The 12,738-nt window shown below is 62.8% G+C and carries 12 protein-coding genes; 6 read left to right on the top strand and 6 right to left on the bottom strand.

Annotated elements, in window-relative coordinates; all coding sequences use genetic code 11:
• Positions 1-220: 220 nt before the first annotated feature.
• The 3 genes from DEIPE_RS11960 to DEIPE_RS11950 all read left to right on the top strand — a co-directional run bounded on the left by DEIPE_RS11960 (position 221) and on the right by DEIPE_RS11950 (position 3,843).
• Complete coding sequence (locus DEIPE_RS11960; protein ID WP_015236225.1) at positions 221-775, top strand: precorrin-2 dehydrogenase/sirohydrochlorin ferrochelatase family protein; 555 nt, start codon at positions 221-223, stop codon at positions 773-775.
• Positions 772-1,824, top strand: a complete 1,053-nt coding sequence (hemA, locus tag DEIPE_RS11955; protein WP_015236224.1) for a glutamyl-tRNA reductase — start codon at positions 772-774, stop codon at positions 1,822-1,824. Before DEIPE_RS11960 ends, hemA begins: the two co-directional genes overlap by 4 nt.
• A gap of 726 nt (positions 1,825-2,550) precedes the next feature.
• Positions 2,551-3,843 carry a hypothetical protein gene (locus DEIPE_RS11950; RefSeq protein WP_015236223.1) on the top strand — a complete coding sequence of 431 codons (1,293 nt, stop codon included), beginning with the start codon at positions 2,551-2,553 and terminating at the stop codon, positions 3,841-3,843.
• A gap of 130 nt (positions 3,844-3,973) precedes the next feature.
• Here DEIPE_RS11950 and DEIPE_RS11945 read toward each other — a convergent pair whose 3' ends face one another.
• The 4 genes from DEIPE_RS11945 to DEIPE_RS11930 all read right to left on the bottom strand — a co-directional run bounded on the left by DEIPE_RS11945 (position 3,974) and on the right by DEIPE_RS11930 (position 7,503).
• Positions 3,974-4,570, bottom strand: coding sequence for a histidine phosphatase family protein (locus DEIPE_RS11945; RefSeq protein ID WP_015236222.1), 597 nt, complete (start codon positions 4,568-4,570; stop codon positions 3,974-3,976).
• Positions 4,571-4,668: 98 nt separating this feature from the next.
• Positions 4,669-5,061 (bottom strand): VOC family protein, encoded by a 393-nt coding sequence (locus DEIPE_RS11940; RefSeq protein WP_052326788.1) that lies wholly within the window; start codon positions 5,059-5,061, stop codon positions 4,669-4,671.
• Positions 5,062-5,191: 130 nt separating this feature from the next.
• A complete protein-coding gene (locus tag DEIPE_RS11935) occupies positions 5,192-6,085 on the bottom strand; it encodes an RIO1 family regulatory kinase/ATPase domain-containing protein (RefSeq protein ID WP_015236220.1) in 894 nt (297 codons plus the stop codon).
• Positions 6,086-6,612: 527 nt separating this feature from the next.
• Positions 6,613-7,503, bottom strand: coding sequence for a DMT family transporter (locus tag DEIPE_RS11930; RefSeq protein WP_015236218.1), 891 nt, complete (start codon positions 7,501-7,503; stop codon positions 6,613-6,615).
• Positions 7,504-7,703: 200 nt separating this feature from the next.
• Here DEIPE_RS11930 and DEIPE_RS23165 point away from each other — a divergent pair, with 200 nt between their 5' ends.
• Positions 7,704-8,585 (top strand): DUF2171 domain-containing protein, encoded by an 882-nt coding sequence (locus DEIPE_RS23165; protein WP_015236217.1) that lies wholly within the window; start codon positions 7,704-7,706, stop codon positions 8,583-8,585.
• Positions 8,586-8,739: 154 nt separating this feature from the next.
• Positions 8,740-9,414 (top strand): SRPBCC family protein, encoded by a 675-nt coding sequence (locus tag DEIPE_RS11920; RefSeq protein WP_015236216.1) that lies wholly within the window; start codon positions 8,740-8,742, stop codon positions 9,412-9,414.
• Positions 9,415-9,476: 62 nt separating this feature from the next.
• On the opposite strand, the gene DEIPE_RS24020 is transcribed toward DEIPE_RS11920, so the two are convergent.
• Positions 9,477-9,632 (bottom strand): hypothetical protein, encoded by a 156-nt coding sequence (locus DEIPE_RS24020; RefSeq protein WP_157448850.1) that lies wholly within the window; start codon positions 9,630-9,632, stop codon positions 9,477-9,479.
• 176 nt (positions 9,633-9,808) lie between these two features.
• Positions 9,809-10,774, bottom strand: a complete 966-nt coding sequence (locus tag DEIPE_RS11915; RefSeq protein WP_015236215.1) for a threonine ammonia-lyase — start codon at positions 10,772-10,774, stop codon at positions 9,809-9,811.
• An 854-nt stretch (positions 10,775-11,628) separates the two neighbouring features.
• On the opposite strand from DEIPE_RS11915, the gene DEIPE_RS11910 reads away from it, so the two are divergent.
• On the top strand, positions 11,629-12,699 hold the full coding sequence (locus DEIPE_RS11910; RefSeq protein ID WP_015236214.1) for a M20/M25/M40 family metallo-hydrolase: 1,071 nt from the start codon (positions 11,629-11,631) through the stop codon (positions 12,697-12,699).
• Positions 12,700-12,738 lie beyond the last annotated feature (39 nt).

Genomic DNA, 12,738 nt, shown 5'->3' with positions numbered 1-12,738 from the left:
ACGACTCAGAATGACATTTCAAGATGAACGGCATCAGCGTTTTTGCGTTTTGGCTGCCCATTGCGACATAGATAGACACTTTCCCGACTGTTGGTCCGCTCGCCACGCAAGTCAGGGAGCCGCTGCCGGTGCCTGGCAGCGGCGAGGCGCTGAGGCACAGGCGTGAAGCGGGGACGTTCATCCTTACAATGCCCCCGGAGGACGCCGGTATACTGCATGCGTGACGCTGTACCCGGTGTTTTTCGACTTGAGGGGCCAGCGAGCGGTCGTGGTCGGCGCGGGCGAGGTGGCCCTCCGGAAGACCCGGGGGCTGCTGGCCGCCGACGCGCTCGTGACCGTGATCGCACCCGAAGTGCACCGCGACTTCGAAAGTCTGGATGTGAACATTCTTGCGCGAGGCTATCAGCAAGGCGACCTGCAGGGCGCCCGGCTGATCTTTGCCTGCACGAGCCAGCCAGACGTGAACGACGAGGTGGCTGCCCACGCGCGCGCACTGGGTGTCTTTTGCAACCACGCCTCATCTCCGGAACGCGGCGACCTGCGGCTGGGCGCAGTCCTGATCCAGGGTCCGCTGCAGGTGGCCGTCAACAGCGGCGCTGAATTGCCGCACCTCGCCCAGGCCCTGCGGGACAAGCTGAGCCACTGCCTGCCCACCGATTTGCCCATCCCTGCCTGGAGCGCCCGGCGCGAAGCCGCCCTGACCCTGCCCGAACCGCAGCGGGCGCTGGTGCTTTCTACCCTCAAAGCCGAAATCCGCAAGGCGGTCGGGCTGTGAGCTCACCGCTTGATTTCGCGGTGATCGGTCTGAACCACAAGACCGCGCCCCTGGGCGTCCGCGAGCGGGCCAGCGTGCTGCCGCAGGAGCAGGAAGCCATTCTGTCCCACCTCGCGCGTCACGCCGATGAGGTGATGCTGCTGTCGACCTGCAACCGCACCGAGGTTTACCTGGCGTCCGTGCACGGTGACCCGCTTTCGGCCTTTGAAGGTGCCTGGGGTCAGGCCCTGCGCCCTTACCTGTACCTCTATGAGGGCGACGAGGCCGTCCGTCATCTGTACCGCGTCGCGGCAGGTCTCGACAGTCTGGTAATCGGTGAGACGCAGATTCAGGGGCAGGTCAAGCGTGCCTGGCAGGACGCCAGCACCCAGTCGCTGACCGGCGCGCTGCTCAACAAAGCAGCCCAGGGTGCGCTGCGCGCCGGCAAGCGCGTGCGCAGCGAGACCGGCGTGTCCGACAAGGTGCTGAGCGTGTCGAGTGCGGCCGTCGAATTGGCGCAAAACATCTTCGGCGCGCGCGAGCACGGCGTCAAGGACACGCTGGCCGGCCGCACCGCCATGATCATCGGCGCGGGAGAGACGGCCGAGCTTACCCTGACCCACCTGCGCGCCGCGGGCATCGAGAACGTCATCGTCGTGAACCGCACGGTGGAACGCGCACGGGCGCTGGCCGACAAGCTCGGCGGGCAGGCCTGCCCCGTCGAGCTGGTTCAGGAAGTCCTGCCGCGCACCGACGTGGTGATCGCCTCGGCGGCCGCTCCGCACTACGTGCTGTGGCCGGACCTTGTGTCAGCGTCGCTGTCCGCAAGAGCGCACCCGATGTTCCTCATCGACATCAGCATGCCGCGCATCATCGATCCGGCCTGTGCCAGCGTGCCCGGAGCTTACCTGTATAACCTCGACGACCTGACCCGCATCGTCGAGCGCAATCTGGCCGAGCGGCTCTCGTTTGTGCCAAGGGCCGACGCCATTGTGGAAGAGGAAGTCGGCAACTTGAGACGCTGGTGGAGCTTCCGGACCACAAAACGGACGCTGGCTGCGTCCTGCTGACGCCAGGCCACTTGCACGAGGAGCGCGTCGGCGGAGGTCGGCGTTTCTGCTTCAAAGCGGTGGCCAGAAGAACTGATCGAATTCTGGTCGACCATATTGGCTGAGTGGAACGCGCAGTGCTAAAACCCCATTTGGGCACACCATGAGTGTTGGAACTGAATAAGCCATGTGCTGGAGTGGGCAGGCGACCCCGGATCGCTCAGCACCACAGAGGGGTCGTTCGGCAGACCGAGGCAAACCCAGCCAAGGAGTCGGTCAATGCCGGATTTGATAAGTCACCCGTCGTACAGGGCGTAGAGAGACAGCACACGCCCAGATTGCAGCGAAGTTACGCAGTGACGTGCCAACGTCGTTGTGCCAGGTGGCCATGTACTGTTGCCCATCCTATTTGGCATGCCATTTGTTGTGCCCTTCCCGCCAGGCCTTGCAGCCCATGACGTGCAATGTGATGCATCCTCTACAGCGCCATATTTCCTTGAATGAGTTAAAAATTAAGATACTATTCTTATATTACTCACTCTGATTATATGTACTCAGCTGGAAAGAGGCGCCCCTTGGCGCAAATGAGCATATATATCAAGCAGATTTACTGTCCTTTATTATTAATCGATAATTAAGCCGTTTTCCCGTATCTTTTCAATTAAGTAAGCCTAATCGACATATGGCTGAGAAAGGAGTTAAGTTGAAGCATTCAACTCGACTCAATTATTAGACGGGGGTAAAATTATGAAAGCAGCATTTCGGTACATCGGTCTGGGCCTTTCGGCAATGGTCTTGGCGGCGTGTGGAAGCACGCCCTCAAGCCAGAATTCCCAGAACAGTTTTTCATCGCTCACCACTTCCTCTGGCTCGTTCGAGGTCACCAAGACCGCCGTCGGTTACCGTGAAGAGACGACCGGCACAGACTGGCAGCTCACCAAAACCGTTACCCCCAGCAGCCTCCACTTGGCGCGCGGCGAGAGCGGCACCCTCACCTACACCCTGGCCTATGCCCAAAGCCAGGGCGCCTCGGAGGTCTATGGCGTACGCGGCGAAATCTGCGTCAAGAACATCAGCGCCACAACAACGGCGGACCTCAAGATCAAAGATGTCGTGCAAAAGACCTTTGACGGTGCAGGGTCATGGTGGGATTACGAAGGCGTCTCCATGTATGTTGACACCAGCGCCAAACCGAAACTCGCACCCGGAGAGCGCTACTGCTACGCCTACGACCTGCCGTTCGTCCCAGTGAACGAGCCTGGCAAGACGTTCCGTTACCGCAATACGGTGCAGGTCACCAGCCATGCCCACAGTGGCGCCGGCACGCTCGCTGCTCCCGTCCCGTTTACGCTGCCAAGCAGCACCGCCAGGGCCCTGACCGTCAGCACCACGCCGCCTGTCCCTGAAGACGCCACCTTGCTGGACACCCTGCTGTGTCCGGAAGGATTTACCTGCACTCCATCGGCCGACTACAACGGGTGGGGCCGCATTACCGGCAGTGGCAGCGTGATGTACACTGTGCACGTCACGAACGTCAACGCGGACTGCAACATGACCTTCAACCTGAAGAACACCGCAGTGCTGACGCCTGCAACTGGCGCATCCGTCGACGCTGACGCGACTGTCACCATTACCACCCCGGACTGCACGGTTTCCTCGGGCTGCACCCTGGCACAGGGCTACTGGCGAACCCACTCGAAGTACGGCCCCGCACCCTTCAACAACACCTGGTCTAAGATCGGCGAAGATACGACGTTCTTCCTGAGCGATCAATCGTACTACCAGGTGATCAACACGCCCTCGGCCGGCGGCAACGCGTACTATATCCTGGCCCGTCAATACATCGCCGCGCGACTGAACATCCTCAACGGAGCTTCCGGCACGGAAATCAGCACGGAAATGAGCGAAGCAGAAGCGTTCTTCGGTGCCCACACTCCAAGCACTTCCCTGGACGCCAGCACGCGCGAAAAAGTCGTCGCCCTTGCCACGACCCTCGCCATGTACAACGAGGGAGAGATCGGGCCCGGACACTGTGAATAATTGAACTGTGAATAATTGATACTGTCCGATCAAAAGAAGCGCTGCCGTGTGGGGCAGCGCTTCTTTTGATTTTCACGTGTCTTGCCGGCCTCAGGGATTTTGCCCTCCGGCTCGGCAGTGCTTCCGCAATTCAACCAACGCTGCGGGTCGCGCCCTCCGGAATGACGGTTCCTACCCGGCGCAAGGACGGCCACTCGAGCGTCAGCAGCATTGGCATGGCCAGCTCCTCGCGCCAGAAACGGTAGGCGTCGAGATGATTGGCCCGTGCGACCAGCAGGCTGAGCACCGTACCGTGCGTCACCACCAGTTCGTCCCCGGTCTTTTCCTGCATCAGGCCGGACAGCGCCGCGGAAAAGCGCGCGTGCGCCTCGTCCGCACTTTCCTCGCCGAACACCCGAGCTCCGGGATAAGCAAAAAAAGCCTGCAGGGCGGCTTGAAAGTCCTGTTGACGCGCGAAAAAGGGAGCGGTTACCCGCGCCTGCTCCTGCACGCCTGGCAAGATCACCACGGGCACCGCGAGGGCCACCGCCAGGGCCCGCGTGGTCTGCAGGGCTTTGGGCTCTTCGCTGCAGACCACGCGGGCAAAACGCCCGGGAAAGCGGGTCATCAGGTGACGTGCGAGCGCGGCCGCCTGATCGAGCCCTTCATCGCTCAGGCCCCAGGTGTGCGCGGGGCGGTCGGGTTCGAGGCGTGAATGTGCATGACGCACGAGGTGCAGGAAACGCATGCAGCTCACTTTACCGGCCGCCCGAACGACGCGCCCGAACGACGGCACGGGCACCCGTTCTTCGGCGCACGCCCGAACGCCCCTTGCGCTGCACCTGCTCAATGCATCTGCGAAAGTCCCCAGATCCGCGCGGGTGCCAGTTCCAGCAGGTTGCCACTGGGATCACGAAAGTAGAGACTTTCACCGCGGTCATCCCAGCGGTAGCGGGTCACGCTCACGCCCGCTCTTTCCAACTTGTCCTGCCAGACGTCCTGCTCTGCACTTTGCACCTCGAAGCACACGTGACCACCACTCGCGCCCGCGTGGGCCGGGGTACGGCCCACCATCGCACTTGCCGCAGGATCGAACAGCAACAGCATGGCACCCTCGGCGTATAAAAACAGGTGACGGCCCGTGACCTTGCCCTGCACGGCAAAGCCCAGCACGCCCACGTAAAAGGCTTCCGCCTGCTCCAGGTCATTCACGTACAGACAGGTTTCCAGAACACGCATGCCCAAGAGCATATCGGGCCAGGCGAGGTGGTCCACGGGCTTCGCGGCAGCGGGGCGGATCAGGACAGGTGTGAATAAAATTCATGGGGCCTTTCAAGGTGCAGCGGACGAACGTGGCGTCCAGCGTCGGTCAGGGAAGCTGCAGGGAGGTCTGCGGAACGCTGCGGGCGCGTTTGCGCACTTCACGCAGGGCGTTTTCGGGAGATTCACGCAGGCCCAGCCGTGAAAAGGACTGGGTCAGCGAGCGCACGTCGCGTTCGAGCAGCGTGTCAAAGGCGCGACTTTCCTCGCGCAGGACCATCTGAGGCAAATCGATCACGATCACTGTTCCTTCCCACCACAGCAGGTTGTAGGTGCTGTAATCCCCGTGGACGCGGCCCAGCCGCAGCAGGGCCGCGATGATATTCAAACTCTGTTCCCAGGCGCTGCGGGCCTCGTGAGGCGTGAGGCGCGCGTCGGAAAGCCGCAGCGCCGGACCGTCCTCGCTGCCGACGTACTCCATCACCACAGCCCGGCCCGCCTTGGCGCACTCGGAGAGGTCTGGGCCCACCAGGGGTTTCGGGACGGGCAGGCCAGCATTCCAGAGCGTCCACAGTTGCGCGTACTCGTGCATCACCCAGATCGACTGCTGCGCGTCTACGCCCGTGGAGGTGCGCTGCCGGATGGCTTTCTCGATGCGCGCGTCCCCGACGAACCGCCCCTCGCGGTAAATGGCGTCGTTCTTGAACGAACGCACGGTGAGTTCCTTGTAGAGCTTGACGGCCGTCAGACCGTGTGGGCCGCGCGCCAGATAGACGGTGGCTTCCTTGCCACTTTTGAGTTCGCCGATCAGCTCTTCGAGGTGCCCCAGCTGATGCAGCGTCTCCAGGGTCGGGTCATGGAAAGCAGCATCATCCTGACCGTCTTCGCTGATCAACGCGTTCACCGAACGCCGACCCTGCGGCTTGCGCTCCTTACGGCGCAGACGCTGATGCGTTTCCTCGAAATCCAGGGAAACGAGGTCCTTCGGGTAATGACGGGCCATCAGGCGGCCCGTTTCGTCAGGCGTTTACAGGCGCAGTTCCCGTAGCGCGAATTGCAGGGCTTAAATTTTTGGCGGACCTGCCCGCGTGAAGCCGAGGTGGAAGGGTGAAACAAAATGCACGCTCCTGTGGAGTGAGGACGCAGGGACGAAGGCCTCGTCGGAAACTCGGATCAGGTTGTCGGTCATTTGCTTCACCTCCTCGAAACCTTTCCATGTGGAAAGGTGATAACGACACCTTAGACGCCGCACACGCACATTGCAACATAGGCAAAAAGCATTAGCAGCGCCGGATGGGGCGCTGCTCATACATCCGTGGAAAAGTCCAGGCCCGCCGCGTCTCTCCCGGGTCTATGGAATTTACTTGACGCTGCGGTCGAGGTAGGCATCGGTGAAAAATCGCTGGCTTTGGCCCCCGCGGGCACTTTCTCGTTCTGCTGCAAGAACGTCACCGCCCGCTGCCAGTTGGTCGCGCCGATCTCCCACCACCGCGCCACCTTTCATCAGTGCCACGGACGCCTGCAAGATATTCAGACCACCACTGCAGGCTGCGGCGCACGACGGGCCCTTCCGAGGGTGTTCACCAGAATCACGCCCAGCAATGCGATGCCCCCGCCAATCAGGCTGACCGGATGGGGCACTTCACCCAGCCACAGCCAGCCGATCAGAATGGCGAAGACCGGTGAAACGTTCAGAAAGCTGGTGGTGCGGCTCGCGCCAACCCGCGAGAGCGCGTAAGTCCAGGTCAGGTAAGCCAGCGCCGCCGGAAAGAGCCCGATGTACACGACTGCCAGGTGAGCCTTCAAGGGCGCGCGGGTCAGTTCAGCGCCGAAGCCAGGCAGAAAGATCAGCAGGGGAAGCGTGCCCAGTATCAGGCTGTAGACCGTGAAGCGCAGCGAACCGACACGCGCCACCACCCCACGCTGAAAGACGAAGTACAGGCTGGTCACCAGCGCAGCGAGCAGTATCAGCAGCGCCCCACGTGTGAACTCCAGGCTTTCACCGCTGCCCAGCACGATCAGCGCCACGCCCGCCAGGGCGATCAGGGTACCGAGCCATCCCAACGCCGGGCGCCGCTCGCCCATGAACCACGCGCCCAGCAGCGCGGTGATGACCGGACCGGCTGCGACGATCAGACTCGCCGTACCGGCCGGGACAGTCTGCTGACCGTAATTGAGCGCCAGATGATAAGCGGTGATCCCCAGCAGCGACAAGCCGAAGATGCGCGCGAGGTCACGCGGCGAAGGCGGTTTCAGCCGCACCGCCAGGGCGTACAGACCAAGCGCCAGCGAAGCCACCAGGAAACGGTAAAGCGTAAGGTGACCGGGATCAAAGGCTTCCAGGCCGGCCCGTATTCCCGCAAAGGCCGAAGCCCAGAAAACGATGGTCACAAAAATTGCGCCGAAGCTCAGGGCGTCCATACCGTTTCAGGCTACTGCAGTCTTTGCAGGCCTCAGACGCGTATGAGCGTACGGCCCAGCAGACGCGCACGGGTGCGCTAAGGCTCGCTTCATTCCTGAAACGCCCCTCAAAGTTTCTCGGGAGAACGCACACGCGGCCTATAGGGAGCGTCCCAAGAATTAAATTACGAAAAGTGCGCTTCTTTTCGTAGGAGGAACGCATGAACCCCAGCGACATTCACGAGCACATGATGGTCCACGCGCGTGGCGAGGGCAGCATGATGGGCGCCCCGGGTGTGCACGTGGGAACCATCGACGGCGTCGACGGTAATTTCCTGAAGCTCACCAAGAATGACTCTCCCAATCACGAACACCGCTGGATTCCGATTTCCTGGGTCGATCACATCGACGAGCGCGCGGTGTACCTCAACCGCACCGCCGATGAGTTTCAGCAGGGCGCCATGACCAGCGATCCCAACGATCACACCGGCCAGGCCGCGCTCAGCGGGACGCCCTCGGGTATGAGCGGCAGCGAAGCGCTGGGCAGCGCGGGTGGATCGATCATCAGCGACCGCGACCTTGAGGTGAGCGGGCAGGAAAGCCCGATGGGTGACCGGAGCACCACGCTCGGCGGGCACCCGAACGAGGGCAGCACGACCGATTCTTACACGGCAAGTGGGGTGGGCAATACCATGGCAGACCAGGAATTGATGAGCGGTGCGGGCGCAGCCTCCGGGCAGACCGGCGACCGCAATGCCAACACCGGCGCGCAGGGAAACGTCAGCAGCGAGGACGGCCTGCCGGGTCAGGGACAGGACACCAGCTCAGGCAGCTTCGCGCAGACTCAGGGCAGCGCGCAGGATCAGGCTCAGGTGCAGGGCATGCAGGGCTACGACACCAGCTACAGCGGCGGCTCAAACGCCATGCCGGGAGAGGGTGGCCTGGTGGGTGGCAGCGCCGCGACGCCCAGCAGCACCATGAACACCAACCTCGACCCCGCGCTGGCCGGCACCGACTTCGATCAGCAGGCGATGGGACAGGCGGTCGACGAGCGTCAGAACGACGCTCCGGACAGCGAAGGCGACCCCAACCGCCCGGAGTGAGGGCGCCTCAGTGCGTCTTTCCCTCCCAACGCTAAAGATCCTCACGGATTCCTTTCACGGTCCCCGAACGTTCCCGGGACTGCAATTGGGTCAACATGAAGAGGTTAAGAGTTGGGAGTCCCGCTTGGGGCACTCGACTCAACAAGGAGGCATGATGGAAACCAATGTCAGCAGCAACGAACGACTGATTTCATCCCTCGGCGGCGGACTTCTCGCCATTCTCGGCCTGCGCCGGCGCGGCCTGGGTGGGCTGCTGCTCGCCGCCGCAGGTGGTTACCTGATCTTCCGGGGCGCCAGTGGGCATGATCCCGCTTATGCGGCGGCCGGCATGAACACGGCTGGTGAAGGCGCGGTTTCCAGCAAACCCGTGTTCGTGGAGCACTCGGTGGTGGTGAACCGCCCGGCCCGTGAAGTCTACGCTTACTGGCGTAAGCTGGAGAACCTGCCGCGCATCATGAGCCACCTCGAAACCGTCACTGAAATCGACGAGCGCCGTTCACGCTGGGTCGCCAAGGCCCCCCTTGGTACCCACGTGGAGTGGGAAGCTGAGATCGTGAACGACAAGCCTGGCGAACGCATCGGCTGGCACTCGCTGCCCGGCGCCACGGTCGACAACGCCGGCAGCGTGCAGTTCGAAAGCCTGCCGGGAGACAGCACCCGCGTGCACGTGGCACTCTCTTACCGCCCTCCGGCCGGAGCGCTGGGCGCCGCCATCGCCAAACTGTTCGGCGAGGAACCCAGCGTGCAGATTGCCGACGACCTGCAGAACTTCAAGAGTGTGTTCGAAGGCAGCACGGGCTCGGTGCCCACCCCACGCACTCAGGCCTGAACCGAAAAAAGAGAGGAAAACGCGCATAGCGCGTTCTCCTCTCTTTGGTGCGAGGCCGCCCTTCAAATGACCCCAAGGTCCGGTGCCTTGAGCACTGCGCGGGTCCGGTCACGCGCCCCGAGCCTGGAGAGCACACCCTCCTGCTCGGAGTTCGCCGTGGTGACAGGCAGTCGATTCGGGGCGGTGACGACCAGGACGACGAGGTCCAGAGCGTGCATGGCGTCCGCGTCGTTGCCGTGCGATGAGGGGCATAAAGTACCGAATCCCGCCTTCAACGGTTCGGATCAAGTCTCCCTGGATGCGTCCGCACTCGTAGATGGAGAGGCGCGCCTCAGGGAGGCCGCTCGCGATCTGGCAGATCGCTTCCAGCAGGTATGGGCGGCTGCGGTATTTCTCAATCTTCCGCGAGAACCGAGGCGAGCAGCGACGCCTCGACCGTGCCCCCGCTCAGGATGGCCACGGTGGGTCCCTGGGGCAGTTCGCCACGCCGGAAGAGCCCAGCCGCGATGGTCACGGCGCCGCTGGGTTCGGCTACCAGACGCGCTTCGAGCATCGTGCGGCGCATGGCGGCGCGAATCTCGTCCTCGCTGACCGTCACGACATCGTCGACATAAGCCTGAATGTGCGGCCAGTTGAGCGTACCGACGCGCTGCACCCGCAAACCGTCTGCCAGGGTCCGGCTGACCTGCGCGGCGTCCCACTCCACTACGGCCCCGGCGCGGAAGCTCGCCTGGGTGTCGGCGGCCAGCTCGGGCTCGACGCCGATCACGCGCACCTCAGGCCGGGAAAGCTTGATGGCAGTGGCCACTCCGGCCAGCAGGCCTCCCCCACTCACGGGGACCAGCACGGTCTGTACCTCTGGAAGGTCCTCCAGAATTTCCAGGGCGACTGTGCCGGTTCCAGCGATGATGTTGCGGTCGTCATAGGGCGGTACGGGCGTCAGGCCGCGCGCTTCCTGCAGTTCACGCGTCTTTTCGAGTCGTTCGCGGCTGGCCTTGCCCACGATCACCACCTCCGCGCCGTAGGAGCGGGTGCGTTCCAGCTTGATGCCCGGCGCATTTTCGGGCATCACGATCACCGCGTGTACCCCCAGCTGCCGCGCCGCGTACGCCACGGCCTGTGCGTGATTGCCGCTCGAGTGCGCCACCACGCCCCGAGCACGCTCCTCATCCGAAAGGCTCAGGATGGCATTGAAGGCGCCGCGCAGCTTGAAGGCGCCCGTGACCTGCAGATTCTCGGCTTTCAGTGTCAGGTCGGCCCCGGGAAAGACCACCAGCGGTGAGCGGGCGACAAGACCGTGCAGCCGCTCACGGGCCTGCTCGATGTCGTGCAACGTGACGAGACTCTCGGCAATGGTCATGCTTCAGGCTAACGCAAGATGGCTCAGGAGGCCTGGTGTGGGGTTGTCCCAGAATGTAACACTGATCGCGTTGCGCCGCTCAAATCTCTTTATACTCTTTTCTTGGCCCTGCGCAAAAGATGTTCAAGGCACGACGCCGCAATGCATGCGAAGTGGCGTTGAATTAGGGAGGCGTCCACCTCGACAAGTTGAAGGGTGTCATGGATATTTGCCCAGATGGGCAATGGCTGACCACACCGGACGACTTTGGATTAAAAGACGGGCGCACGAGCAGGACCAAGCGTAGGTCGGTGCAACTCCGACAACCTGCACCATCAAGGGAAGCCAAGCGGCTTCCCTTTTTCATGTCCTGAGGGCGCCAGATTTACAGCAGCCCAAGGCAAAAGGCATAGCGAGTTCCGCACCAGGTGGCGGTCACTCCCTAGGTAGTCTGACCGTGGTGTGCGTGAGCGAGGGCAAGGCAGCAAGGCAACGGTATGACATGACGGCAACGTTCCCTGGCAAGCCAGAACAAGCTTGACCGTTTGACGACGCCCATCGCAGCAGATCACGCTTCAAGCGGATGCCTGCGTTACCTCGAGCCGCTTGAGTTCATACTCAATTCGTTCGAGATCATCTGCCACCATGTCTTCTCGGTACTTTCCTCCGCACCGATATCATCGGTAAATTCCCGGACCAGCGCCCTGACCCGAATGCACTCCTCGTGTGAGAAATCCAGGCTGCGTGTCGTCCAGTACTACATTCTGGCCAATTGCCTCAAGGTGGAATACGCCAGGGTCATGTCCGTTGTCATTCCTTGACTTAGTGAAGCGGCGTCATAGCTGAAAGTCGCGCTGCTCCTATACACTGACCGGGTGCCGCTCGATTACCTCGTTCGTATCGCCCAGACTCCCGCCCCGACTTTTCATGAGGGTGAACGGGCGGCGCTGATGAGCCGGTTATGGCGCGCGCTGGGGCACGAGCCGGAGCAGGATGAGGTCGGCAACGTCGTGCTGCGCCTGGGCCCTCCGGAAGGCAAGGCCCTGGTACTCGCGTCACACCTCGACACCGTGTTTGCCGGGGACACTGACCTGACCGTTCACGAAACACGCGGACGGCTGAGCGGTCCCGGCCTGGGCGACAACAGTGCCAGCCTGGCGGTACTGACCGCCTTCCTGCGCGATCTGCAGCTTGAGCGTCTGCGCCGCCCGCTGTGGCTGGTCGCCAACGTTGCCGAGGAAGGTCTGGGCGATCTGCGAGGCGCCAAACATCTGCTCGCGCAGCATGCCGAACGCATCGGTGCTTTCGTGGCCGTCGACGGTTACCTGGGGCTGGCCGTCACGAAGGCTGTCGGCGTGCGCCGTTTCCGGGCGACCTTCAGCGGTCCCGGCGGGCACTCGTGGGGTGACAAGGGCCCGAGCGCCCTGCATGCGCTGGGGCTGGCTATCACGGCGCTTTACAGCCTGCCCTTGCCGCACAGTCCACGTACCACCCTCAACGTCGGAGAAGCGCGCGGCGGCAACAGCATCAACTCGATTGCCGCGAGCGCGCAGTTGCTGCTCGATTTGCGCTCTCTCGATCCCTACGCGCTGGAAACCCTTCAGGAACGCGCCCGGTCCGCCATTGAAGGTGCGGCCCGCACGGCTGGCGTGCAGGTGACCCTGGAGCAGGTAGGCGACCGTCCTGGCGGTGACCTGTCCAGCGAGGCCCTCCTGAAACTGGCCCGCCGCGCTGCCGAGAGCGTGGGCGTGGAACTGCGCACTGCGGCCAGCAGCACCGACGCCAACGCCGCCGCTCCTCATCACATTCCCGCACTGGCGCTGGGCGTGTACCGTGGTGGCAACGCGCACCGCGAAGATGAATGGGTCGCTCCGGACAGCCTGGCGACCGGGCTCAGGATGTTGTGCAAATTCGTCGATCTTTACCAGGAACGGCCGCTGGATTGAAGAGAAAGAAGGGCAGATCGGCGAATGCACGCCGATCTG

Source organism: Deinococcus peraridilitoris DSM 19664 (genome assembly GCF_000317835.1).
Taxonomy (GTDB): domain Bacteria; phylum Deinococcota; class Deinococci; order Deinococcales; family Deinococcaceae; genus Deinococcus_A; species Deinococcus_A peraridilitoris.
The sequence above is the reverse complement of the archived record's forward strand: the minus strand, read 5'-3'. Positions and strand labels throughout refer to the sequence as shown.

Excerpts from the sequence above, each read along its gene's own strand:
- DEIPE_RS11950 (WP_015236223.1), top strand. The coding sequence starts at position 2,551 with ATGAAAGCAGCATTTCGGTACATCGGTCTGGGCCTTTCGGCAATGGTC.
- DEIPE_RS11945 (WP_015236222.1), bottom strand. The coding sequence starts at position 4,570 with ATGCGTTTCCTGCACCTCGTGCGTCATGCACATTCACGCCTCGAACCC.
- DEIPE_RS11940 (WP_052326788.1), bottom strand. The coding sequence starts at position 5,061 with ATGCGTGTTCTGGAAACCTGTCTGTACGTGAATGACCTGGAGCAGGCG.
- DEIPE_RS11935 (WP_015236220.1), bottom strand. The coding sequence starts at position 6,085 with ATGGCCCGTCATTACCCGAAGGACCTCGTTTCCCTGGATTTCGAGGAA.
- DEIPE_RS11930 (WP_015236218.1), bottom strand. The coding sequence starts at position 7,503 with ATGGACGCCCTGAGCTTCGGCGCAATTTTTGTGACCATCGTTTTCTGG.
- DEIPE_RS23165 (WP_015236217.1), top strand. The coding sequence starts at position 7,704 with ATGAACCCCAGCGACATTCACGAGCACATGATGGTCCACGCGCGTGGC.
- DEIPE_RS11920 (WP_015236216.1), top strand. The coding sequence starts at position 8,740 with ATGGAAACCAATGTCAGCAGCAACGAACGACTGATTTCATCCCTCGGC.
- DEIPE_RS24020 (WP_157448850.1), bottom strand. The coding sequence starts at position 9,632 with ATGCACGCTCTGGACCTCGTCGTCCTGGTCGTCACCGCCCCGAATCGA.
- DEIPE_RS11915 (WP_015236215.1), bottom strand. The coding sequence starts at position 10,774 with ATGACCATTGCCGAGAGTCTCGTCACGTTGCACGACATCGAGCAGGCC.